23 protein-coding genes are annotated in these 22,811 nt (G+C 70.8%); 16 read left to right on the top strand and 7 right to left on the bottom strand.

The annotated features are described in order from the left end of the window. Positions 1-9 precede the first annotated feature (9 nt). Complete coding sequence (locus HD557_RS26495; RefSeq protein ID WP_231380472.1) at positions 10-3,021, top strand: glycoside hydrolase family 3 protein; 3,012 nt, start codon at positions 10-12, stop codon at positions 3,019-3,021. A gap of 113 nt (positions 3,022-3,134) precedes the next feature. Here HD557_RS26495 and HD557_RS26490 read toward each other — a convergent pair whose 3' ends face one another. Further along, positions 3,135-3,557 (bottom strand): MarR family winged helix-turn-helix transcriptional regulator, encoded by a 423-nt coding sequence (locus HD557_RS26490; RefSeq protein WP_307785748.1) that lies wholly within the window; start codon positions 3,555-3,557, stop codon positions 3,135-3,137. A 122-nt stretch (positions 3,558-3,679) separates the two neighbouring features. On the opposite strand from HD557_RS26490, the gene HD557_RS26485 reads away from it, so the two are divergent. The 3 genes from HD557_RS26485 (at position 3,680) to HD557_RS26475 (ending at position 5,472) form a co-directional block, all read left to right on the top strand. Continuing rightward, the gene (locus tag HD557_RS26485; protein WP_008355655.1) at positions 3,680-4,171 is read left to right on the top strand and encodes an SRPBCC family protein; all 492 of its coding nucleotides are present in this window, start codon (positions 3,680-3,682) and stop codon (positions 4,169-4,171) included. Further along, a complete protein-coding gene (locus tag HD557_RS26480) occupies positions 4,158-5,015 on the top strand; it encodes an N-acyl homoserine lactonase family protein (RefSeq protein ID WP_008355657.1) in 858 nt (285 codons plus the stop codon). Before HD557_RS26485 ends, HD557_RS26480 begins: the two co-directional genes overlap by 14 nt. A gap of 85 nt (positions 5,016-5,100) precedes the next feature. Then, complete coding sequence (locus HD557_RS26475; RefSeq protein WP_008355659.1) at positions 5,101-5,472, top strand: DoxX family protein; 372 nt, start codon at positions 5,101-5,103, stop codon at positions 5,470-5,472. 5 nt (positions 5,473-5,477) lie between these two features. On the opposite strand, the gene HD557_RS26470 is transcribed toward HD557_RS26475, so the two are convergent. Next, positions 5,478-6,125, bottom strand: coding sequence for a TetR/AcrR family transcriptional regulator (locus tag HD557_RS26470; RefSeq protein ID WP_307785715.1), 648 nt, complete (start codon positions 6,123-6,125; stop codon positions 5,478-5,480). Positions 6,126-6,191: 66 nt separating this feature from the next. Here HD557_RS26470 and HD557_RS26465 point away from each other — a divergent pair, with 66 nt between their 5' ends. The 5 genes from HD557_RS26465 (at position 6,192) to HD557_RS26445 (ending at position 12,244) form a co-directional block, all read left to right on the top strand. Then, positions 6,192-7,295, top strand: a complete 1,104-nt coding sequence (locus HD557_RS26465; protein WP_196876066.1) for an oxygenase MpaB family protein — start codon at positions 6,192-6,194, stop codon at positions 7,293-7,295. Between the two features lie 121 nt (positions 7,296-7,416). Continuing rightward, positions 7,417-9,969 (top strand): helix-turn-helix transcriptional regulator, encoded by a 2,553-nt coding sequence (locus HD557_RS26460; protein ID WP_196876065.1) that lies wholly within the window; start codon positions 7,417-7,419, stop codon positions 9,967-9,969. Between the two features lie 65 nt (positions 9,970-10,034). After that, on the top strand, positions 10,035-10,496 hold the full coding sequence (locus HD557_RS26455; protein ID WP_008355665.1) for a cupin domain-containing protein: 462 nt from the start codon (positions 10,035-10,037) through the stop codon (positions 10,494-10,496). 24 nt (positions 10,497-10,520) lie between these two features. Then, positions 10,521-11,714, top strand: coding sequence for a cytochrome P450 (locus HD557_RS26450; RefSeq protein WP_196876064.1), 1,194 nt, complete (start codon positions 10,521-10,523; stop codon positions 11,712-11,714). Further along, positions 11,711-12,244: a TetR/AcrR family transcriptional regulator gene (locus HD557_RS26445; protein ID WP_196876063.1), complete on the top strand. Its 534-nt coding sequence runs from the start codon at positions 11,711-11,713 to the stop codon at positions 12,242-12,244. The genes HD557_RS26450 and HD557_RS26445 overlap by 4 nt, the downstream gene beginning before the upstream one ends. Before the next feature lie 2 nt (positions 12,245-12,246). Here the strand turns inward: HD557_RS26445 and HD557_RS26440 are convergent, their stop codons facing one another. Continuing rightward, a complete protein-coding gene (locus tag HD557_RS26440) occupies positions 12,247-13,215 on the bottom strand; it encodes an AraC-like ligand-binding domain-containing protein (RefSeq protein WP_196876062.1) in 969 nt (322 codons plus the stop codon). A gap of 84 nt (positions 13,216-13,299) precedes the next feature. Beyond that, positions 13,300-14,184, bottom strand: coding sequence for an alpha/beta hydrolase (locus HD557_RS26435; RefSeq protein WP_196876061.1), 885 nt, complete (start codon positions 14,182-14,184; stop codon positions 13,300-13,302). A 196-nt stretch (positions 14,185-14,380) separates the two neighbouring features. Here HD557_RS26435 and HD557_RS26430 point away from each other — a divergent pair, with 196 nt between their 5' ends. Then, the gene (locus tag HD557_RS26430; protein WP_008355670.1) at positions 14,381-15,238 is read left to right on the top strand and encodes an alpha/beta hydrolase; all 858 of its coding nucleotides are present in this window, start codon (positions 14,381-14,383) and stop codon (positions 15,236-15,238) included. 27 nt (positions 15,239-15,265) lie between these two features. Here the strand turns inward: HD557_RS26430 and HD557_RS26425 are convergent, their stop codons facing one another. Beyond that, the gene (locus HD557_RS26425; RefSeq protein WP_196876060.1) at positions 15,266-16,021 is read right to left on the bottom strand and encodes a TetR/AcrR family transcriptional regulator; all 756 of its coding nucleotides are present in this window, start codon (positions 16,019-16,021) and stop codon (positions 15,266-15,268) included. 92 nt (positions 16,022-16,113) lie between these two features. Here HD557_RS26425 and HD557_RS26420 point away from each other — a divergent pair, with 92 nt between their 5' ends. Further along, entirely contained in the window at positions 16,114-16,458 is a 345-nt protein-coding gene (locus tag HD557_RS26420) for a DoxX family protein (RefSeq protein ID WP_196876059.1), read from the top strand. 22 nt (positions 16,459-16,480) lie between these two features. Here the strand turns inward: HD557_RS26420 and HD557_RS26415 are convergent, their stop codons facing one another. After that, a complete protein-coding gene (locus tag HD557_RS26415; protein ID WP_196876058.1) occupies positions 16,481-17,059 on the bottom strand; it encodes a PadR family transcriptional regulator in 579 nt (192 codons plus the stop codon). A gap of 16 nt (positions 17,060-17,075) precedes the next feature. On the opposite strand from HD557_RS26415, the gene HD557_RS26410 reads away from it, so the two are divergent. Continuing rightward, a complete protein-coding gene (locus tag HD557_RS26410; protein WP_196876057.1) occupies positions 17,076-17,888 on the top strand; it encodes an alpha/beta hydrolase in 813 nt (270 codons plus the stop codon). Here HD557_RS26410 and HD557_RS26405 read toward each other — a convergent pair. After that, entirely contained in the window at positions 17,869-18,657 is a 789-nt protein-coding gene (locus tag HD557_RS26405) for an IclR family transcriptional regulator (RefSeq protein WP_196876056.1), read from the bottom strand. The two genes, HD557_RS26410 and HD557_RS26405, sit on opposite strands and share 20 nt — an antisense overlap. A gap of 138 nt (positions 18,658-18,795) precedes the next feature. On the opposite strand from HD557_RS26405, the gene HD557_RS26400 reads away from it, so the two are divergent. Genes HD557_RS26400 through HD557_RS26385 form a run of 4 tightly spaced genes read left to right on the top strand, consistent with a single transcriptional unit; the run spans position 18,796 to position 22,756 of the window. Then, positions 18,796-20,094 (top strand): MFS transporter, encoded by a 1,299-nt coding sequence (locus HD557_RS26400; RefSeq protein WP_196876055.1) that lies wholly within the window; start codon positions 18,796-18,798, stop codon positions 20,092-20,094. Further along, positions 20,091-20,834: a fumarylacetoacetate hydrolase family protein gene (locus HD557_RS26395; RefSeq protein ID WP_196876054.1), complete on the top strand. Its 744-nt coding sequence runs from the start codon at positions 20,091-20,093 to the stop codon at positions 20,832-20,834. Before HD557_RS26400 ends, HD557_RS26395 begins: the two co-directional genes overlap by 4 nt. Then, a complete protein-coding gene (locus HD557_RS26390; RefSeq protein ID WP_196876053.1) occupies positions 20,831-21,796 on the top strand; it encodes a sugar kinase in 966 nt (321 codons plus the stop codon). The genes HD557_RS26395 and HD557_RS26390 overlap by 4 nt, the downstream gene beginning before the upstream one ends. Positions 21,797-21,826: 30 nt before the next feature. Then, positions 21,827-22,756, top strand: a complete 930-nt coding sequence (locus tag HD557_RS26385) for a 2-hydroxyacid dehydrogenase (RefSeq protein ID WP_196876052.1) — start codon at positions 21,827-21,829, stop codon at positions 22,754-22,756. Positions 22,757-22,811 lie beyond the last annotated feature (55 nt).

Here is a 22,811-nt window from a genome sequence, read left to right as displayed (position 1 = left end):
GGAGAGAAAATGAGTCGACTGACGCCCCGTCGCCGGTGTCTGGTAGCCGTCCTCGCGGCCTCCCTGGTCCTGCTTCCTGTGATGGCCACGCCTGCGCCCACCGCCGCTGCCCCCGCGGTGGCGAGCCAGGACCTCGACGACATGCCCTTCCGCAACCCGGAGCTGCCGGTCGAGCAGCGGGTCGACGACCTGCTGGGCAGACTGACCCTGGACGAGAAGCTGTCACTGCTCCACCAGTCCCAGGTCGCCGTCCCACGTCTGGACATCCCCTACTTCAAGGCCGGCACCGAGGCGCTGCACGGGGTCGCCTGGTCCAACGACATCGACAACGGCTGGAACCAGGTGCTCGCGGATCGCGCGACCGTCTTCCCCCAGGCCGTTGGCTTGGCCAGCACGTGGAACCCCGGCCTCATGCGCCGCGTCGGCTCGGCCGTCGGCGACGAGGCCCGCGCCTACAACACGATGAACCCCGAGGTGTGGGGACTCCAGCTCTGGGCGCCGGTGGTCAACCTGCTCCGCGATCCTCGCTGGGGCCGTAACGAGGAGGGCTACTCCGAGGACCCGACCCTCACCAGCGAGATGGCGACGGCCTACGGCAAGGGTCTCTCCGGAGATGACCCGACCTACCTCAAGTCCGCGCCGGTGCTCAAGCACTTCTACGCCTACAACAACGAGACCAACCGCAGCGCCAGCTCGTCCAACGTCCGTGCGCAGCTTCGTCACGAGTACGAGTACGCCGCCTTCAAGCCAGCCATCGAAGCAGACGCGGCTACCGGCGTGATGGCGTCGTACAACGAGGTCAACGGCCGTCCCACACACGTGGACCGCGCCCTCAACGAGGACGTGCGCTCCTGGACCGACGAGACGCTCTACAACGTGAGTGACGCGTGGGGACCTCACGCAGTGACCCAGGCCCAGCACTTCTACGACGATGAGACGGTGGCCTACGCCCACGTGCTCAAAGCGGGCCTCGACTCCTTCGTCGTCGACAACAGCGACAACAAGCCGATGATCGCGACGCTCAAGGACGCTCTCGCCCGGGACCTGATCACCGAGGCCGATGTCGACCAGGCGGTCACTCGCGTGCTGACGATCCGCTGCCGGCTCGGCCACTTCGACCCCGACGGTGGCCCGTACGCCGGAACCTCGCCGGACGTCCTCAACAGCCCGGCTCACCGACGACTCAACAGGCAGGCTGCCGAGGAGGCGGTCGTGCTCCTCCGCAACGACGACGACCTGCTCCCGCTCAACGCGAAGAGGGCGAAGAAGGTGGCGGTCGTCGGCCCGCTCGCAGACACGCTGTACGCCGACTGGTACGGCGGCACGATGCCCTACGAAGTGACCCCGCTCGACGGGATCCGGGAGCGTCTCGGCGATCGCGCTGTCGTCACCGGCGTGGAGGGCCTCGACCGGATCGCCCTGCGTGACGCGACCAGCGGGCGCTACCTCAGCGCCACCGGGACCGGCAGCACGGACCAGGTGGTCGGGACCCGGGGTGAGCCCGGTGAAACCGCCCAGTGGGACGTGAACGAGTGGATGGCTGACGTGGCCACCCTGCGCAACGCTGGCAACGGCCACTACCTCACCGGCAACTTCGGGCCGTTCAACACGAGCGCCACCACCCCGACCGGCTGGTACGTCCAGCAGCAGTTCGAGTTCGAGGAGCAGCCTGACGGAACCGTCCTGCTCCGGTACGCCGGCTACGAGACCAACGAGAGCTGGTGGTCACTCGGCAACTACGTCACCGTCGCCGCGGACGGCACCGTCGGCACCGGCACGAAGGATCAGGCTGCCCGGTTCGAGCGGGAGGTCCTTCGCGACGGCGCCGCGCAGGCCGCCGAGGCAGCCGCCGAGGCGGACGCCGTCGTGGCCGTGGTGGGCAGCAACCCGTTCGTCTACGGACGGGAGGTCCACGACCGGGCCAGTATGGCGCTGGGTGGTAGCCAGCAGGACCTCATCGACGCGGTGCAGGAGGCAAACCCCCGGACCGCCGTGGTCCTGGAGTCCAGCTATCCCGTGACGATGGACGAAGACCCGGGCGCATTCCTGTGGACCACGCACGCCGGCTCGGAAACGGGCAACGCGGTCGCTGCCACCCTCTTCGGTGACAGCAACCCTTCGGGCCGCCTGACCCAGACGTGGTATGGCTCCGACGCCGACCTCCCACAGGACATCTTCGACTACGACATCGTCAAGACCGGCCAGACCTACCTCTACTTCGACGGCGAGCCGGGATATCCGTTCGGGCACGGCCTGTCCTACACCGACTTCCGCTACTCCGACCTCCGGGTCGACTCGAGGCGGGTCGGCAAGAACGGAAAGATCACGGTGACCGTGGACGTCAAGAACACCGGGTCCCGAGTAGGTGCGGAGGTCGTCCAGCTCTACAGCCACCAGCGGACCTCCCGGACGGCTCGCCCGCTGCAGGAGCTCGAGGACTTCAGCCGCGTGACGCTGGCTCCGGGCCAGACACGCACAGTCCGCTTCCGGATCGACGCCGACCAGCTGGCGCACTGGGACGTCACTCGCGAACGGTGGGCGGTCGAGCGGTCGACCTACGATCTGATGGTGGGATCCTCCGCGGAGGACATCCGGCAGACCACCGCCGTGCGGGTGGCCGGTGAGGTGATCCCGCCCCGGGACCTGACGGTCGCAACGAAGGCCGAGAACTTCGACGACTACGACGACGCGCTGCTCGTCCCTACCACCAAAGAGCGGGGCACCTCAGTCTCGGCTGGAGACCAGCAGGCGTGGGTGAAGTTCGCAGCCTCCGGGCTCGGCCGGCCGACGAAGTTCACGGCCTCAGTGGCGAAAGCGACCCAGGGTGCCGGCACGGTCGAGGTGCGACTCGGCTCGCCGACCGGGCAGCTGCTGGCGAGTGCGCCGGTAGCCGCAACCGGTGGAGAGTACGACTACACCGAGGTGGGCGTCGACACGCTGCTCGCCGATGTCTCGGGTGTGCGCGACGTCTACCTAGTGCTCAGCCCGGGTGTCCGGATCGCCACGTTCTCCCTCTCCTGAGCCGGCTGCCGACGCTCGGGCGACCGCCCGGCCCCTCCAACGGCGGGGGGCGGGCGGTTCAGGGATCTCTCGGAGTCGCCCGGGGCTTACTCATTTCCGATCTTCGTCGGGCGTCAGATGGCCTTCCTGCGGGCCAGCGCGCGCCCGGCCGGGAAGGCTTCGGCGACCCGGCGCAGAGAACGTAGGGTCGAGTCGAGCCCGCCCTCGTCGAGCAGTGGGGTGAGCGAGGCGTAGAGCTGCTCCTCGGCGTCCCTGACTTTCAGCTCGAGCTCCTTGCCGGAGTCGGTCAAGGACAGGCTGACCGATCGGCGGCTGGGGCCGATCTCGCGATTCACGAATCCGGCGGCGACAAGTCGGTCGACCAGCCGGCTGGGGCTCGCCGTGGTCTCGCACACCAGCAGGCCGCCCAGCTCCGACAGCGTCAGCGAGTCGTGTGCCGACATGACCCGAAGGACCTCCGCTTGCGATGGCGTGAGTCCCAGCGGGCGCAGGTGATCCGCGAAGAGCTTGTTGCCCTCGCGCTGGATCGCCAGCACCAAGTATCTGAACTCCTCTATCGGGTCCACAGCATCATCCGTTTCGATCGGTGGTTGACGAAACAGATTATACAACATCTAATAGCGAGTCATTACATGACACGACATTAGTTGCAGGAGCCATGACCTTTCAGCTCACCTCTCTGATCGCCGCCCCACCAGACACCGTCTTCGACTACGTCGCCGACCTGCGCACGATGCCCCAGTGGTACTCGGCGGTGGAGTCGGTGGACCTCCTCGACGGAGCGACGCCACCCGCCGCCCGCTACCGGGTCCGCCGCCACCTGCCGACCGGGGACGTGGAGAACGAGGTTCGAACCTCGGCGTACGTTCCAGGCACCGAGGTCGCCTTCACCTCGATCTCGGGCCCGACGCCGTTCTCCTACCGCTACCTGGTGACGCCGAGATCGACGGGCGCCGAGCTCGGGCTCATCGGCTCGATCAGCGGCGCCGGCCTGCCCGTTCCCGCACGTCTCCTGGGCCCGCTCGTCGAGCAGCTCTTCAAGCGCGGGATGCAGGAGAACCTCCAGAAGCTCACCTCGATCCTCGAGCGAACATCACCGGTCAGCCCGGCAGCGCACCAGAAGCAGGAGACTCACGATGGCATCCTCTGATCCGATCTCCTCCGTATCGGTCATCAGCACCGGGTCCGTGGCGATCCGCCCGGAGCACGTCGGCCCGACGCGCAAGAACACCTACGTCTGGCTGTTCACCTCGCGGCAGTGGACCCCGCCCCTTCCGATCAACGTCTATGTCATCGAGCACCGTCGCGGCCTGGTGCTCTTCGACACCGGTCAGGATCGCGCCTCGGTCACCGACCCCGACTACTTCCCGGGCGGTCTCAACGGCAAGGTCTACTCACGTCTGGCGAAGTTCGAGATCGCAGCCGAGGACACCCTCACGGCAGGCCTGCAACGCCTCGGCCACGGTACTGACGACGTACGAACCGCCGTCATCTCCCATCTCCACCAGGACCACATCGGCGGACTCCCGCACCTCGGTCGGTCCGAGATCGTCGTCAGCCGAAGCGAGTGGGACTCGCTGCGCCGGCCGTTGCCGGAGGCTCGCGGGTTGATGCCCAGGCACATCGACCTGCCCGGGCTCAGCTGGAATCAGGTGTCGTTCGAGGGACTCGGCTCGGACACCGTCGGCCCGTTCGATCACGGGCACGATCTGTACGGCGACGGTTCCCTGGTGCTGCTTCCGACCCCCGGTCACACCGAAGGGTCGTTGTCCCTTCTGGTTCGCCGACCGCAGCGGGCGCCGTTGCTCATGGTCGGCGACCTGACGTACGACGACGATCTCCTGAAGGAGGGACACCTGCCAGGCGTAGGGAACAAGCGCGAGATGAGGACCGCGGCCGACATGGTGAACCGGCTTCGCGAGCACCTACCCGGCCTGGTCATCCTTCCGGCCCACGACCCGGGCGCCGCCGCCCGTCTCGCCGCCGCAGGGTGATGCGCCGGTCTGTCGATGTCACAGATCGATCCGGTCCCCCGTCGGAGGGGTTGAAATCGAGATCATTTGAACACAGGGAGACATCATGAACATCGCGCTCTGGATCGTCGCCGGCGTCTTCGCCTTCGGCTACATCGTCGGCGGCATCGTCAAGCAGACGATGCCCTATGAGAAGTACGCCGCGAAGACGGGCTGGGCCGAGGACTTCACCCCCGGCACCGTGAGATTCATGGGCGTGGTGGAGGTCCTCGGTGGGGTCGGGCTCGTCCTCCCCGGGCTGGTGAGTGTGGCGCCGATCCTGGTGCCGGTCGCGGCTTCGTGCATGGCGCTCTACATGGCGGGGGCGGTGACCGAGCGGATCCGGCGCGGGGAGTACAAGGAGCTCGTCGGCGACCTGGTGTTCCTGGCGGCGATGGTCTTCATCGCGTGGGGGCGCTTCGCGGTCGAGCCGTTCTAGCCGTTCTAGCGATCGGTGAACGAGGACAGCAGGGTCTCGATGGTCGCCATCAGGCGGTCCTTGTCGTAGCGATCCGGGTCCTCGAGGGTCAGCCGGGCGAACTCCTCGGCGGTGACCAGCGTCAGGTGGGCAAGGAGGTCGACATCGACCTCCTTGCTCTCATTCTTGGTGTCACCGTGTCGTTCGAGGCCCTCCTGGAAGGCGTCGACGAGGTAGCCGCGGATCAGGTCCCGGGTGGCGTCGATGCGGTCGCGTACGACGGCGGGCGCGTTGCGGGTCAGGCCGAGCACCGGGCGCCACACGTCGGGCTCCTTGCGCACGATGTCCAGCAGGGCGGCGAACGCATCGAGTGCCCACTCGGCGACGTCCTGGTCGCCCCCGGGCTGCGGCATCAGGCGGAGGGCAGAGGCGAGGGCACGGCGCTGCGTGCGGTCGAGGAGCGCGTGGAGGAGCGGCTCGAGGCCGTCGTACGCGCTGTAGACGACGGGGCGGGTGACCTCGGCCTCCTGCGCGATCGCCTCGATGGAGACCGACTCGTAGCCGTCGCGCGCGATCACCCGCAGAGCCGCGTCGAGGAGATGCTCGCGCCGCTGCTCGACCGGAAGCCGGCGTGCGTAGCGGCGCTTCGGCCGTGGAGGTGTGTCGGGCGTCACGTGCACACAATATTACAGAGGTGTAGATTACGCTGAACCTACAGTGGTGTAGCAAAGGAGAGAACGATGGTGTTCGGCGTCAAGACTCGGAAGCAGCTGATGAAGCAGTACGAGCCCATGGCCGACTACGGGTTCCTCGGGCCCGACTCGGTCGCCTGGAAGGTGTGGGGCCACCCGACGTCGTACGTCCTCGGCTTCGCGCGCTCGGTGACGATCGAGCACTTCGACCCGAACCTCGCCGCCGCCGTCGTCCAGTCCGGCGGTGTGAAGTACCGGCCCTCGACCCGCTACGGCCGCACCCTGCGCTACTTCGCGATGCAGCTCTTCGCCGGTGCCGAGCAGACCTGCCGGGCGGCCGACGTGCTGGTCAAGGTGCACTCGAAGGCGATCGGCCACGACCCGGTGACGGGTGGTGAGTACGACGCCAACAAGCCGTCCTCGCAGCTCTGGATCCACATGACGGCGTGGCACTCCATCCTCAAGTGCTACGAGATGTTCGGCCCGGGCCGTCTCTCCGAGGACGAGGAGAAGCAGTTCTGGGCGGAGTGCCGCGAGATCGCCAAGCTGCAGACGATCGATCCCGCCACGGTGCCGACCAGCCGCGACGAGGTGCACCAGTACTTCGAGGACTGGCGCCCCCACCTCGCCGCGTCGGAAGCGGCCCAGGACATGATCCACTTCATCATCCCGCTGAAGGTCGCGCTGCCGCCGGCGATGCCGGCCTGGCAGAAGGCACTCCTGGCGCCGACGATGTGGCTGATGAGCAAGGGGGTCATCTCGACCTACCCCCGCTACATGCGCGAGATGGCCAACCTCCGCCAGGGGCCCCTGCTCGATGCCCTCGTACGGATCCCGAACCGCCTCCTCCACGCCGTTCTCTTCCGCTCCCTCAACGCCCGGCTCGCCCTCTTCGGCCTTCTCGCGCCGCAGGCCACCCCGGTCGCGGCGCCGGCCATCCTCCGTGTCCCGCCGCTGAGCGACAAGGTGTGGGAGGTGCGCGAGGCGCAGGCCCACTTCGGCTTCGACGTCCCGAGCGCCGCGCACCCCGACCTGCGGGCCAAGCAGCGCGAGCGGGTCTTCGACAAGGGCGAGAGCCCCAGCGACGAGGGCCTGGTCGAGTCCGAGCAGCACATCGGCACGATGGACGTGCACCGCGCGGCCCGCGCCTGAGGCGCGTTGTGGAAGGGCCGGCACGGGCGCTCCGCTGCGCAGGGGGTGGCGGAGCGCCCGGTGCCGCCGATGCCGCATTTTGAGTGATGCGCCCGCGGAACCGGCTCGCTAGCCTGACGGCATGGAGCGGCCGTGGCCGCTGACCGGCCGGGACGAAGAGCTGCGCAGGGTGGCGGCGGCGATCCGGCCCGGTGCGGCGGGCGTCATCGTTGCGGGTCCGGCGGGGGTGGGGAAGACCCGGCTCGCCCGTGAGGCCCTGGCGGGCTGCGTACGCCGCGGGGAGACCGTCGTCTTCGCCCAGGGCAGCACGGCCGCCCGGCCGTTCCCGTTGGGTGCGTTCGCCGGGCTGCTCGACGTGCCGCCCGGGGAGGCGGCCGAGACGATCGGGCGGGCGCTGGACCAGCTCGGTCGGCAGCTGCCGCTGGTGCTGGCGGTCGACGACGCCCACCTGCTCGACGAGCACTCGGCGATCGTGGTGCACCGGGTGGTGGCACGTCGGCTGGCCCCGGTCCTGATCACGCTGCGTACCGGGGAGACCGCGCCCGACATCGTGACGTCGCTGTGGAAGGACGACCATCTGCCGCGTCTGGAGCTGGCGCCGCTGGATGCCGAGGGGAGCACGCAGCTGATCGCCCGGGTGCTCGGCGGTCCGGTCGACACGGCCTCCGCGCACCGGCTGTGGACGATGACCGAGGGCAGTCCGCTGTTCCTGCGCCACCTGCTGGCCGGGGAGGTGTCGGCGGGGCGGTTCACCCCGGCGTCCGGGATCTGGCGCTGGACAAGTGAGCCGACGATCTCCCCCGAGCTCGCGGGTCTCCTGGAGCGGGAGATCGGAGACCTCGCGGCGGGGGTGCGTGACGTCGTCGACATGGTCGCGCTGGCCGAGCCGGTGGCGGTCCCGACGCTGTCCGCGCTGGCCTCCGCGGAGGACGTCGAGGAGGCGGAGAGCCGCGGGCTGGTGCGTACCGACGGGGTGGTCGCGCGACTGGCACATCCCCTGTACGGAGAGGTACGCCGCGCCGCGATGGGCACGCTGCGCGCCCGCCGGCTCCGCGGCCGGGTGGCGCAGACCCTCGACCCCGAGCCGGACCCGATCCCCCGGGCCGTGCTCACCCTCGACTCCGACCTGCCGCCCGAGCCGGCGCTCTTCGTGCGGGCAGCGGAGGCGGCGACCCGGATGTACGACCTGCCGCTGGCCGAGCGGCTGGCCCACGCCGCAGCCGACACCGGGGACTTCGCCGCCCGGGTGGTGCATGCCGCGGCGCTCTCCTGGCTCAGCCGCGGTGAGGAGGCAGAGGCGATCCACCTCGACCTCGTCGAGGGTGCACCCGATCCCGGGACGCTCGCGATGGTGCAGCTTCATCGGGCCGGCAACCTGCTCTTCACGATGGCGCGGCCGGACAGGGCGCGTCTGGCGCTGGCCGCCGCCGAGGCCACCGGTGCGGCTCCGGCCCACGCCGCCGCGATGTCGCTCGTCCTCGACGTGGCCGAAGGCGACTTCGCGGGCGTCCTCGATCGCGCCCCGCAGCTGCTGCGGGGCAGCCTTCCCGACGATCTGGCCGGCATCCTGGTCGCCAGCGCCGCCTCCGCGGCGGCCGCCGTCACCGGCGAGGAAGAGCTCCTCGACGAGGCCGCGGTCGTCGGCGGGCTCACCGCCGACCGGGCGCCCACCGTCATCCCCGGCTTCGGGCTCGCTGACTTCCAGGTGCTCGGGCACCGGCTCGCCGGCACCCCGGACCGGGGCGCCGACCTGGCCCGGCGGATGCGGGCAGCCTCGGCCGACCTCCCGGGACCGGCCCGGCTCATGGGACTCGTCGTCGCAGGTCACGCCGCCCTCGCCTGCGGCCGGGTCGACGATGCGCTGGTCTCCCTACGGGAGGCATGGGCGGGGTTCGACGGATCAGGGCATGAGTTCGGCTTCCGCTGTCGTACGTTGCTCGCCACCGCCCTGGCGCAGGCCGGCCGGCCCGCGGAGGCCGCCCCGCTCCTGACCGGCGTGGCTGCCGGGCACCATCCGGCGTACCGGCTCTACCTGCCGGACGACCTCCTCGCGCTGGCGTGGGGCGCGGCGGCGGAGGGGGCGACGACGGAGGCGATCGCGCGTGCGGCCGAGGCGGCGGACCTCGCCCGCGATGCGGGGTCTCCTGCGTACGAGGTCCTGGCCTGGCAGACCGCGGTCCAGCTCGGGGGCGCGACCGCGGCCGCGACGCGACGTCTGACGTCGCTGGCCGGGCTCGGCCCACGGGCCGAGACCGCGCTGACCCATGCCAAAGCGTGGTCCGACGAGGACGGCGACGCGCTGCTCGAGGTGGCGCACGCGTGGGCCCGGCTCGGTGATCTCGTCGCCGCGGGCGACGCGGCGGCGCAGGCCGCCGACGTGCAGCGCCGTGCGGGCAGGCAGGGGTCGGCCCTGACCGCGGCGGCCACCGCCGAGAAGCTGGCCGAGAGGTCGGGTGCCTGCACGCCGGCGCTCGTGGTCGCGGCCCGGCCGCTGCCACTGACCGCGCGCGAGCGCGAGATCGCCGCACTGGCCGCCAGGGGGCTGTCCAACAAGGACATCGCGGCCCGGCTGACGCTGTCGGTGCGGACCGTCGAGGGGCACCTCTACCGGGCCGGTCACAAGCTCGGCGTCTCCGAGCGGGCGGCGCTCTCCGGTCTCCTCGGAGTCGAGTAGCGCACTACTCGGTCCACGCCCGCTCCTGCGGCGGATGCTGAACGCACCCAACCGAAGGAGGAGTCATGAGCACCACCTACGTACGGCCCGAGGAGGGTCGGCGCTACCCGATGATCGATGGCGACCACGTGGCGAAGGCTGCCGTCAAGGACGACCTCGGGGCTTTCGAGGTCTTCGAGGTGACCGCCCCGGCCGCGCCGATGGCGCCCCCGCACGTCTCCCCGTGGAGCGGGGTGCTGTACCTGCTCGAGGGCCGGCTCACGGTGTACGTCGACGGCAAGCCCTACGACGTGGAGCCGGGCGGGCTGATCGTCTGTCCCACCGGCACTCCGCTCACCTTCGAGGTCGTCGGCGAGTCGGCCCGCTTCCTCGCGATCGTCACCGGCGACCGCGCCGGCCGCTTCTTCGACGACTTCTCCAGCTCCGTCCGCGCCGACCTTCCGCCGACGGACTCGATGGCGGCGATCCTGTCGGTCACCGAGCGCCACGGCGTCGCGCTCGCCGGAACCCAGCCGTTGACAAACTGACGAAGGATGTTGATTCTGTGAGACATGACTAGCGATGTGTCTCACGGGATCGCCGCGTACGTCCCGCCGACCAGGCCCTCGTGGGCCGACCCCTGGCCGATGTACGCCGCGCTGCGCGAGCACGACCCGGTCCACCATGTCGTTCGGAGTGACTACTGGGTCCTGACCAGGCACGACGACGTCTTCTCGGCGGTGCGCGACCACGAGACGTTCAGCTCGACCGGGGGCCTGACGACGGCGCACGACGAGCTCGAGCGGATCGGTCTGGCCGAGAACCCGCCGATGGTGATGACCGATCCGCCGGCCCACACGGCGTTCCGCAAGCTGGTGAACCGCGGCTTCACGCCCAAGCAGGTCGAGGACGTGACGCCTCGGGTCACCCGGTTCGTCAGCGAGCGCATCGACGCGATCAGGGCGGCCGGTGGCGGCGACATCGTCGCGGAGCTGTTCAAGCCGCTGCCGAGCATGGTCGTGGCCCACTACCTCGGCGTTCCCGAGGAGGACTGGGGCCGGTTCGACGTCTGGACCGACGCGATCGTCACGGCCAACGCGGCACAGGACGAGGCCATCGGGGCCGGGGCCGCCGCCGAGCTGATGGGCTACTTCGCCGAGCTCATCGAGCGACGCCGCCGTGATCCCGGCGACGACACCGTCTCCCATCTCGTCGCCGCCGGCGAGGCCGACGACGACGCCGGTCTGCTGCGGGTGCTCGCGTTCGCGTTCACGATGGTGGCCGGTGGCAACGACACGACGACCGGGCTGCTCGGCGGCGGGCTGCCGCTGCTGGCGGTGCGACCCGACCAGCGCGAGCTCGCGCTGCAGGACGTCCCTGCTGCGGTCGAGGAGCTGCTGCGGCTCACCTCGCCGGTCCAGGGGCTCGCCCGGACCACGACCCGCGACGTCAGGCTCCACGGCGTCACGATCCCCGCGGGGAAGAAGGTCCTGCTCTGCTACGCGGCCGCCAACCGGGACCCGCGCGCCTTCGGCGCCGACGCCGAGGAGCTCGACGTCACGCGCAACCCCCGACAGATCCTGACCTTCGCCCACGGCGCGCACCACTGCCTGGGCGCCGCCGCGGCCCGGATGATGGGTCGCGTGACTCTCACCGAGATCCTCACCCGGATCCCGTCCTTCACCGTCGACCACGACTCCGTGGCGTGGGCGCCGGGGAGCTACGTACGCAGGCCGGTCAGCCTCCGCGTCGAGGTGACCGCATGAGCTGGCTGGAGGCGGAGCGGAGCGAGCTCGCCGCCGAGCGGATCCTCGACGCCGCGGGCGCGCTGTTCGTGGAGCGCGGCGTCGACAGGCCGGGCATGGACGAGGTGGCCCGCGCGGCCGGCTGCTCGCGGGCGACCCTGTATCGCTACTTCGAGAACCGGCAGGCCCTGATCCACGCCTTCGCGCACCGCGAGGCGCGGCTGATCACCACGCAGGTCGGGCAGGCCGTGGCCGACATCTCCGACCCGCGGCGTCGCGTGGTCGATGCCGTCCTCGCCTGCCTCGCCGCCGTACGCGAGCGCCCCCACCTCGCCGCCTGGTACTCCGGCGACAGCACCCTCCTGCGCGAGGTGCTCCGCGACTCCCCGATCATCCGCGGTGTCGCGCAGAGCTACCTCGCCTCCGGCGACGAGGACCCCGACCTCGCCGACTGGGTGCTGCGCATCATCCTGTCGTTCCTCACCGAGCCCGGCGAGGACGCAGCCACCGAGCGGCGTCTGCTGGAGCGGTTCCTGCCCGTCCCTCGATGAGGTCAGTCCGGTGACTGCGCCCGGCTGATGTGCATCCACTCGCGCGGGGTCATGGCGTAGACACGCTTGAAGGCCCGGCCGAACTGCGACGGGTCCGAGAAACCCCACGTGTGGGCAACCTCGGCGATCGTCGTACGGCCCATCGGGTCTGCCAGCTCGTCCCGGCACCGCTCGAGACGCCGCTCGCGGATCCAGTCGCCGAGGACGATGCCGGACCTGCCCATCAGCCGGTAGAGATGGCGCACCGAGATGTGGTGAGCGGCGGCGATCCGACGTGGGGACAGGTCGCGGTCGCCCAGGTGCACGCGGATGTATTCGAGGATCCGTGTCTCGAGGCTGTCCTCGAGGTGCTCACGGCGGAGCGGCGACTCCAGGAGCTGAGCGGTGAGAAGGGTTCTGATGAGACCGATGGTCGGGGCGGTGGCCTGCGCCGCCTCGGCGGCCGAGAGATCGCCGACGCTGTCGGCCAGATGCCCCAGATATCCCGCGGTCGCCCGCGCCAGCGGGCGGCGGCCGTCCAGACGTACGGCGGTCACCGCCTCCAGCGCCCGGCCGGGAAGTGCGAGCGCGCCGATCGGCACCCGGAAGTAGTGCTGGTGGATGCCGTGGTCGTTCAGGAGCGTGTAGGGCCGGCGGGTGTCGTAGACCGCGAGGTCTCCCGGCCGGAGGACGGCTTCGTGGTCGCCCTGCACCACGATGCTGGTGCCGGAGAGCTGCAGGCCGACGAAGAGGTACGCATCGGTGGGATCCGCGGCGAGTGCGGACGTACGCTCGATGGTCGTCGCGTTGGCCCGGACCGAGCAGATGTTGAGCGCCCCCAGGTCGGCGATGCGTGCATGGACGCGGATCTGCTCGGGATCGGGCTGCTGCTGGATCTCGACCCTGACGACGCTGTCCCAGATGATCGCCCGGATGGCCTCTTCGCGGTCCCGGGGCGCGAAGAGTTCAGCGTCGAGCCGAACAGTGTCCATCCGGGTCTCCCTTCGGCCCCGCTGGTCGTACGCCGCCGAGCCTAGGGCGCGGAGGCGTCTCGAGGCTCCGAGTCGGTGTCGGGTTCATGCTTTTTGTGGACGAGCGGCCGGGAGGGGCGGCGACGGGATGTGCCGTTCGATGAACGACAGCGCGAGCAGAGCCACCTCCGACCAGCCGTGGTCGAAGGGCATCGTGTGTCCCCGGTGAGGCATCTCGACGATCTCGGTGGGGTGCGGGTTGCGGCGGTGGCGCCGATAGGCGGCATGCGTCATCGACCAGGTCGCCTGCCGGTCCTCGGCGCCCGCGACGAGAAGGAGCGGCCCGCGGTCGGCCGCGCGGGTGTCGATCCGGGTCGGTGACCACGGGCTCAGGTTCGCCGCCGCCGACTGGAACAGCGCTGCGCCGGGAGCAGGCACGTGGTGCTGCTCGTAGAGCTCACGCGCCTCGTCCACGCCGAGCGCGTTGCCCCACGAGTAGCGGAACTGGTCGAACGTCAGGGTGGTGGCGTGCCGGTAGCGCCGAGGCCTGGCCAGCACGGGCAGGGTCGAGCGCACGGTGCTGAGCGGGACCGGCAGCACCCCGCGGAACGGGGTGGGCTCCATCGCCACCGTGACCGAGGCGAGTCCCTCCGAGGCGAGCCGCTGGACGACCCAGCCGCCCGCGCAGTGACCGATCAGCGCCGGCTGCCGGTCCAACCGGTCGAGGAGGTGCCGGTGGTGCGCGAGCACCGAGCGCAGGTCCTGCCGGTCGGTGGGGCCACCGTCGGCGCGAGCCCCGTCCACCGCATCGGCCTCACCGGGCCACCCGGGCGCCACGGTCGCGTAGCCGGCGCCCTCGAAGAGGGTCCGCCACTGCCGCCAGCTGCTCGCGTGGACGAACATGCCGTGCACCAACACCACGACCGGACGTCCTGAGCGGTTGGCGGACTCGACCTGTTGCAGCTCCGCGGAGGTCACCGTCGACGTCAAGGCTCCTCCTCTGGCTGCCGGGATCGGTGAGTCGTCCCGCCCGACGCTAGTACGCCGACGCGCCCGCGTCCTCGTCCCCGCGAGGTTGTCACTCCAGGCCGGAAATCGGTCACGGAAAGACGAGATCCGTGCGCGGGACGCTGACTAGCGTGAGGACACGGCCAACCACCTGGCCATTCGCGAAGGGAGCTCCACCATGTCCGCCCTCACCTCACGGGAACTCGACGAGATCGAACGAGCCAACGCGGACGGTCGGCCCGTCGTCGCGTTCGTGCACGGCCTCTGGCTGCTCTCCAGCAGCTGGGACCGCTGGCGCTCCCTCTTCGAGGAGAACGGCTACGCGACCATCGCCCCCGGGTGGCCCGACGACCCCGAGACCATCGAGGAAGCACGCCAGCACCCCGAGGTGTTCGCCCGCAAGATGGTCCAGGCCGTCACCGACCACTACCTGGAGGCGATCGGCGGGCTGAGCGCCACCCCGGCCGTCGTCGGTCACTCCTTCGGCGGGCTCATCGCCCAGAAGATCGCCGGCGAGGGCGCGTCGGCAGCCACGGTGTCGATCGACCCGGCGCCGGGTCGCGGCGTGCTCCCGCTGCCGCCGTCGGCGCTCAAGGCCGGATCTCCGGTCCTCGGGAACCCGGCCAACGCCCGCCGGTCGGTCACCCTGACCTATGACGAGTTCCGGTACGGCTGGACGAACAACCTCACCGAGGAGGAGTCGAAGAAGCTCTACGACGAGTACCACGTCGCCGCCTCGGGAGTCCCGATCTTCCAGGCCGCGGTCGCCAACCTGAACCCGTTCAGCGAGACCAGGGTCGACTACAAGGCCGAGAACCGCGGGCCGATCCTGCTCATCTCCGGCGAGAAGGACCACACCGTCCCGCACGCCATCACGCACGCTGCGTACAAGAAGCACGCCCACAACACGCACGCCGTCACCGAGTTCGTCGAGATCCCGGGCCGCGGCCACTCCCTGACCATCGACAGCGGCTGGCGCGAGGTCGCCGAGACCGCGCTCGCCTTCGTGCAGAGGCACCACCCGGCCGCTGGTTGATCTGCGCCCCGCCCCGCGGGTGTCGTCTCAGGTCGTCCGGCCGCGTCGCCGTGACCGGGCGCTCGGCACCAGCAGGCTCAGCAGGATCTGGCGTGGCGTGAGCGGCGGGACGTCGATGGGATGCGCGGCCCCGGGGCGGAACGCGTCGAGGTAGAAGGCCAGGTTGCGCCGCCAAGCCTCCGGCGCGATGGTTCCGGTCACCTCGATGACCTTGCTGTGGGAGAGGACCACGAAGAGCAGGTCCTCGGGGGCCAGGTCCGGGCGGACCGCGCCCGTGTCGACCGCGCGGTGCACCACGGCCTCGATCGTCTGCTGGATCTCCGCACGGAGGACGGCGAGCTCGGAGCCGCCTTCGAAGTGCGTGGACATCAGATTCACGTAGCCGGAGGCGGCGGCCTCGAGCTCGCAGCTCGCGGTGAGGTAGGCGACGAGTCCGTCCCACGGGTCGTCGGCCGACAGCGCCGCCTGCGCGGTGGCGAGGTGAGCCTGCAGCGGCTCGGCGAGGACCGACTTCCAGAGCTCGACGCGGTCGGGGAAGTGCCGGTAGAGGGTGCCGGAGCCGACGCCGGCCTCCGCCGCGATGTGGTCGAGAGGCGCGTGGATCCCGTCGCGCTGGAAGACGGCCTGCGCCGCCGCGACGATCCGCTCGCGGTTGCGGATGCTGTCGCGCCGCTCCGCACGTGCCGGCCGCCGGGGCCGTGCCTGGGCCCGTTCCGGGGGTCGTTCCGGGGGGCGTTCCGGGGGGCGTTCCGGGCGTTCGTCGCGATCCTTCGGGCACCCCATGGCACCAGCCTACGACGGCTCCGGGAATACCGGGGACCACTCTCCGCTTCTATACCGGAGACATCAGTCCGGATCATCTAGGAGACCATCGCATGTTCATCGCCACGCTCGTCCTGAGCATCCTGTTCGCCCTGCTGCTGCTGTTCTCGGCGTACGGGAAGCTGACCCACAACCCGGCCCAGGCCGAGACCCTGGAGAAGGTCGGCGTCACCCGGATCGTGCCGATCCTGGCGCTGCTCGAGATCGCCGGCGCGGCCGGTCTGATCATCGGCCTGTTCTGGTGGCCGCTCGGGGTCGCGGCCGCGATCGGCACGCTGCTGTACTTCATCGGCGCGGTCATCGCGCACGTCCGGGTGCGGGACACGGCGATCGCCCCGGCCGCGGTCTTCGCGGTCGTCTCGGTCGCGATCATCGCGCTGCGTACGGTCTCGGCCTGAGCGGCGCCGGGATGCGCGCGGGCTACCGCCGTCGCTCGGCGGCGGCGAGCTCCGCGCGCATCCAGGCACACCACTCCAACGTCGTACGCCGCGACCGGATGCCTCCTTCGAGCGTGATCCGGCTGGCGAACAGCGGGTTCGCGGGGTCGCGAGCGCCGGGGTCGTCGGAGATCTCGGCCAGCTCGGCGAGGTAGCGGTCGAGGACGTCCTGGTGGGTTGCCTCGAGCCGGGCGACCAGCTCGTCGGCCGCGGCGGGCTCGACGGTCCAGATCGACCACAGCCGGAGAACCTCCAGGTCGCGGACGGGCTGGGGCTCGAGGTCGCCGACGACCCAGGCGGCCAGCGCGTCCTGGCCGGCACCGGTGATCCGGTAGCGCTTCGTCGGTCGGGGACCGGCTCCCTCGATGACCTCGTGCTCGACCAGCCCGGCGGCGTCGAGGCGATTCAGCTCCGGGTAGATCTGCGAGTGGCGGGCGGTCCAGAAGTAGCCGATCGGCTGGCGCATCCGCTGGGCGACCTCGTAGCCGGTGCACGCACGTCGCGCCAGCAGGCCGAGGATCGCGAAGCCGAGGTTGGAAGTGGCTGCACCGGGATCTGGCATATGTCAATATTGACATATGACGAGCGTGAAGGGAGTGGCGGCAGGCGTGGCGATCGCGGCTGTGCTGCTGGCCGGGTGCGGTGGGGAGAGCGGCGGGGACGACGGCTCAGCGGCGGCGAAGGAGTCCGGTCCGGTGCTGCCGACGGACGGGCCGTACCTCAAGGGCGAGCTCGGTGGTTGCTTCCTGCCGGAGACCGACGCCGGGGTCGAGCCGCTCCAGGTCGTCGGCAAGGACCTCACGCTGCCGGGCATCCGGTTCGCCCCGCCGGAGGGCACGGCCCCGTCGGCGGTGCTGGTGATGCTCCACCAGACCGACGGCAACCGCTGCGGATGGGGTGACTTCGCGATCCTGGCCGCTCTCCAGGGAGTCGCCGGCATCTCGTACGACCAGTGCGGCTACGGCACCGCCGACTGCAGGATCGAGGACCCGGACGACCCGGTGCCGCAGGTGCGGGCCGTGCTGAGCGAGGTCGAGAAGCAGTGGCCGGACGCGCCGGTCGTGCTGGTCGGAGCGTCGATGGGCGGCAGCCAGACCGTGCGGGCCGTCGCCGCCGGGGTCGACGTCGACGGCTGGGTCGACCTGTCGGGGCCGTCGACCTGGGCCGGTGTCGACCTGGCCTCGGTCGCCGACACGATCCGGACCCCGGGCCTGATCGCCATCTCCGAGGACGCCGACGGTGCCGAGGAGGCCGATGCCGCCCGAGAGCTGGCGGAGGCCACGTCGTCGGAGTTCGTGGCCGCGGACGCCGGACACGGCTGGGAGCTGGTGGTCGAGGAGGGCAGGCTCTCGACGATCGGTCAGCAGGTCCTCACGTACGCCGCGAGGTGATCGGGAGCACGACCGCGAGGTGCTGGGCGGCGGCCCGCAGGTGCGGGAGCAGCTCGAGCATCCGGTCCATCTCCATCCGGTAGGACGGCGCCGCGATCGAGACGGCGGCGACGGCATGGTTGTCCGGGTCGAGCACGGGCACACCGAGGGCGCGGATGCCGATCTCGTGCTCCTCGTCCGCGACCGCGTACCCCTGCTCGCGCACCTGCTCGATCATCGCCGCGAAGCCGGCGCGATCGGAGATCGTGCGCGGCGTCTTCACGACCAGATCGAGGTCGTCGACCAGCCGTTTCCGCTCGGGCTCAGGGGCGAACGCCACCAGCACCTTGCCCATCGACGTGCAGTGCAGCGGGCCGAGGCCGCCGGGGGTGCCGATCACGCTGACCTGCTGCGGCCCCTGGACGTGGTGGACGTAGAGCTGGTTGTGGTCCGAGCGGACCGACATCAGCGAGGTCTCGCGGGTCTGCTCGGTGAGCTCCTCCAGCGCGGGCAGGGCTGAGCCCGCGAAGCCGCGGCGATGGGCGACGGACTGGGCCAGCGAGAAGACCTTGAGCCCGAGGGAGTAGCGCTTGCTGTCCTCGTCGAAGCTCGCGTAGCCGTCGCGGATCAGCGCCGCCGCGAGCCGGTGGCAGGTGCTGAGCGGGAAGCCGGTCTCCCGGCTGAGCGTGGAGAGCGGTACGCCGGAGGGGTAGGCGCTGAGCCGGTCCAGCAGCAGCAGCGCCTTGCCGACCATGTCGCGCTTGGCCTCGGCCTCGGTCGTGTCGTCCATGACCGAGATTCTTCCATATCGTGGAAGCGATATCTGAAACATGGAAGGAATGCGTTGACGGGCCGATGTGGTCGCCGCCACACTCGCATGGTGAAAGTGACTTCCGCCACGCGGGAGTAGAGCGAAAGGAATCCCCCTATGACCACCTCCGACACGCGCGCCGACTCCGGCGCGACGACGATCGGCACGCAGCGCTGGGCGCGCCTGCTGCCGATCGTCTTCATCACCTACAGCCTGGCCTACCTCGACCGCTCCAACTTCTCCATCGGCATCGCCGGCGGCATGGCGGAGGACCTCGCGATCACGCCCGCCGTCTCCGCGCTCATCGGCGCTGCCTTCTTCCTGGGCTACTTCGCCTTCCAGATCCCGGGAGCGATCTACGCCGAGCGGCGCAGCGTACGGTCGCTGATCTTCTGGAGCCTGATCGCCTGGGGCCTGCTCGCCTCGGTGCAGGGGCTGCTCAGCTCGGCGACCGCGCTGATCGTCGTACGCTTCCTGATCGGTGTCGTCGAGGCCGCCGTGCTGCCGGCGATGGTGATCTTCCTCAGCCACTGGTTCACCAGCCGTGAGCGCGGTCGCGCCAACACCTTCCTGATCCTCGGCAACCCGGTCACCGTGCTGTGGCTGACGGTCGTGTCCGGCTTCCTCATCGAGGCGACCGACTGGCGGTGGATGTTCATCATCGAGGGCCTGCCCGCGGTCATCTGGGCGTTCGTCTTCCGGGCGATGGTCAGCGACCACCCCGAGCAGGCGACGTGGCTCAACGCGTCCGAGCGCGACGCGGTCGTCGAGCAGCTCAACCAGGAGCAGCGTGCGCTGACCCCGGTCAAGGGCTACGGCGAGGCCTTCCGGTCGCGCAACGTCATCCTGCTCTCGCTGCAGTACTTCCTGTGGAGCGTCGGCGTCTACGGCTTCGTCTTCTGGCTGCCCTCGATCGTGAAGGCCGCCTCGGGTGAGGGCATCGGGATGTCCGGGCTCATCTCCGGGATCCCGTACGTCCTCGCCGTCGTGCTGATGATCGTCAACAGTCGTGCCTCCGACCGTGCCGGGACGCGCGGGCGGTTCGTGTGGCCGTGGCTGTTGGTCGGTGCGGTGGCCTTCTACGGCTCCTACCTGCTCGGGCCCGACCAGTTCTGGCTCTCGTTCATCCTGCTCACGCTCGCCGGTGGTGCGATGTACGCGCCCTACGGTCCCTACTTCGCGCAGATCCCCGAGTTCCTGCCGCGCAACGTGGCCGGAGCGGCGATCGCGCTGATCAACTCCTTCGGTGCGCTCGGCGGGTTCGCGGGCAGCTACCTGGTCGGCTGGCTGAACGGCACGACCGGGAGCACCGACGCCTCGTTCCTGCTGATGGCCGGCTGTCTGGCGCTGGCCGCCGTGGTGATGCTGCTGGTCAAGGCGCCGGCGATGGAGAGTGCTTCGGAGACTGCTCGATGAGGATCGCCCGGATCGAGCATCCCGACGGGATCGACCACGCCGTGGTCGAGGCCGACGGCTACCGGTTGGTCGAGGACGTGTTCGCCGACGAGATCCGGTGCCGGGACCGGTGGGTCGCCCTCGCCGACGCCCGCCTGCTGGCTCCGGTCGAGCCGCGGACCGTGGTCGGGATGGCGCACAACACCGGGCCGAGCGACAGGCTGCTGCCGCCGCAGGCGTTCCTCAAACCGGCTCGGTCGGTGATCGGCCCCGGCGACCCGGTGCCGGTGCCGGCCGGCCTCGGGCTGGTCCACGCGGAGGCCGAGCTCGCGGTCGTGATCGGGAGCTCGGGGACCGTTCTGGGCTACACCGTCGCCAACGACGTCACCGCGCGGGACCTGCAGGCCCAGGACTCGCTGTGGACGCAGGCCAAGGGCCAGCGGGGGTTCACCCCGCTGGGCCCGTGGATCGAGACGGATCTCGACCCGGCGGGTGCCGTTGTGGGTCTCCGGGTCGACGGCGAGGTCGCGCCGGAGGCCGACACGGGCCAGCTGGCCCGGACCGTCACCGAGGTGGTGACGTGGGTCAGCGGCTTCCTCCCGCTCGGGCCGGGCGACGTCATCCTGACCGGTGCTCCCGGGACCAGCCTCCCGATCCGGCCCGGACAGCAGGTCACGGCGAGCGTCGCGGGCATCGGGGAGCTGGTCAATCCGGTGGTCGAGGGCGTGCATCGGCGGCGTACGGAGAGGGGTGCGGCATGACCGGCACCGACACCGGCCTGGACGTGGTCACCTTCGGTGAGGCGATGGCGATGTTCGTCGCCCAGGAGAGCGGACCGCTGCACCGGGCCGCGACCTTCGTCCGGGCGACCGCCGGGGCCGAGACCAACGTGGCGACCGGCCTGGCCCGGCTGGGTCACCGGTCCGGCTGGATCGGACGGCTGGGAGACGACCCGCTCGGCCTGTTCGTCGAGGAGGAGCTCCGCAGCTGCGGGATCGACCTGACCCGGGTCGAGACCGACGACACCGCGCCCACCGGCTTTCAGCTGAAGTCGCGGGCCGACGGCGGCGACCCGGAGGTGGTCTACTTCCGGCGCGGCTCCGCGGGGAGCCGGCTGGCGTGGAGCGAGCCGATGGGGACGTACGTCTCCTCGGCCCGTCACCTCCATCTGACCGGCATCCCGCTGGCGATCTCCGAGACGGCGCGGGACTTCGCGTTCCGGGCGGTGGCCGCGGCCCGGGCGGGCGGCGCGAGCGTGTCCTTCGACCCGAACCTGCGTCCGTCGCTGTGGGCGAGCGAGCAGGAGATGGTCGCCGTCGTGAACGAGGTCGCCGCCCTGGCCGACTGGGTGCTCCCGGGGGTCGAGGAGGGCCGGGTGCTGACCGGTCACAGCGACCCCGAGTCCATCGCCGAGCACTATCTGACCGCGGGCGTCGCGCGCGTGGTCGTCAAGAACGGCTGTCACGGAGCCGTCGCCTTCGGCCCGGAGGGCACCGTCCGGCAGCCCGCGTTCCAGGTCGAGGCCGTGGACACCGTCGGCGCCGGCGACGGCTTCGCCGCCGGGCTGATCAGCGCCCACCTGGACGGTCTGGAGCTCGGGCCCGCGCTCGAGCGGGCCGCCGCGGTCGGTGCGCTGGCCACCACCTCGGCCGGCGACAAGGACGGCCTTCCCGACCGGGAGCGGCTCGACCGCTTCCTGGCGACCACCTCGGTGGCCGCCTGACCGATGACACCAGCGAAAGGAAACAACTCGATGCGCGTACTCGTGCCGTGGGCCCACCTGGAGGACCAGATGGGTGGCTGGCCCGACGGCCTGCAGGTGGAGGTGTTCGACGGCACTGCCGCCGCGCCGGCCGACGTCTCCGACGTGGCGTTCTACGTGCTGCCGTACGGCGTGGGCGCCGGGCGTGACCTGCTGCCGAGGATGCCCGCGCTCCGTGCCGTACAGAGCCTGAGCGCGGGGGTGGAGAAGGTGCTCCCGCTCATCGGGCCGGAGGTCACGCTCTGCAACGGGCGGGGCCTGCACGACGCCAGCGCCGCCGAGCACGGCCTCGGCCTGATCCTCGCCGCCCAACGGGAGCTGCCCCGCTGGGTGCGCGACCAGGACGCCGGCCGGTGGCGGCCCGAGCACACCCGGTCGCTGGCCGACTCGCGGGTGGTGATCGTCGGGTACGGCTCGATCGGCGCCGCGCTCGAGCAGCGCCTGCTCGCGTGCGAGGCCGAGGTCGTCAGGGTCGCTTCCAGGGCGGACGCCGACCGTGAGGTGCACGGCGTCGACGATCTGTCTGTCCTGTTGCCCACGGCCGACATCGTGGTGCTGACGCTCCCGGAGAACCCCGGCACGATCGGTCTGATCGGCGCCGAGCAGCTGGCGCAGCTGCCCGACGGCGCGCTCGTGGTGAACATCGGCCGCGGCCGCACGCTCGACACCGGCGCTCTCCTCGCTGAGCTCTCCACGGGTCGACTCCGCGCCGCGCTCGACGTCGTCGACCCCGAGCCGCTCCCCGCCGGCCACCCGCTGTGGTCGACGCCCGGCGCGATCGTGACCCCGCACGTCGGTGGCGGTGCGGCGACCTTCTACCCGCGCGCCGAGCGCCTGGTGGCCGAGCAGCTGCGGCGCTTCGCCGAGGGCCTCCCGCTGCTCAACGTGGTGCCCCGGGAGGGTGTGGCCACACCTCCCTGATCCTGCCCGCAAGACTCTCCGATCGGGGAGGTTGCTGCGCTCACGCCGTAACTAA

The organism is Nocardioides luteus (assembly GCF_015752315.1).
Lineage (GTDB): Bacteria > Actinomycetota > Actinomycetes > Propionibacteriales > Nocardioidaceae > Nocardioides.
Note: the sequence above shows the minus strand (reverse complement) of the source record. Positions and strands in the feature narration are given on the sequence as shown.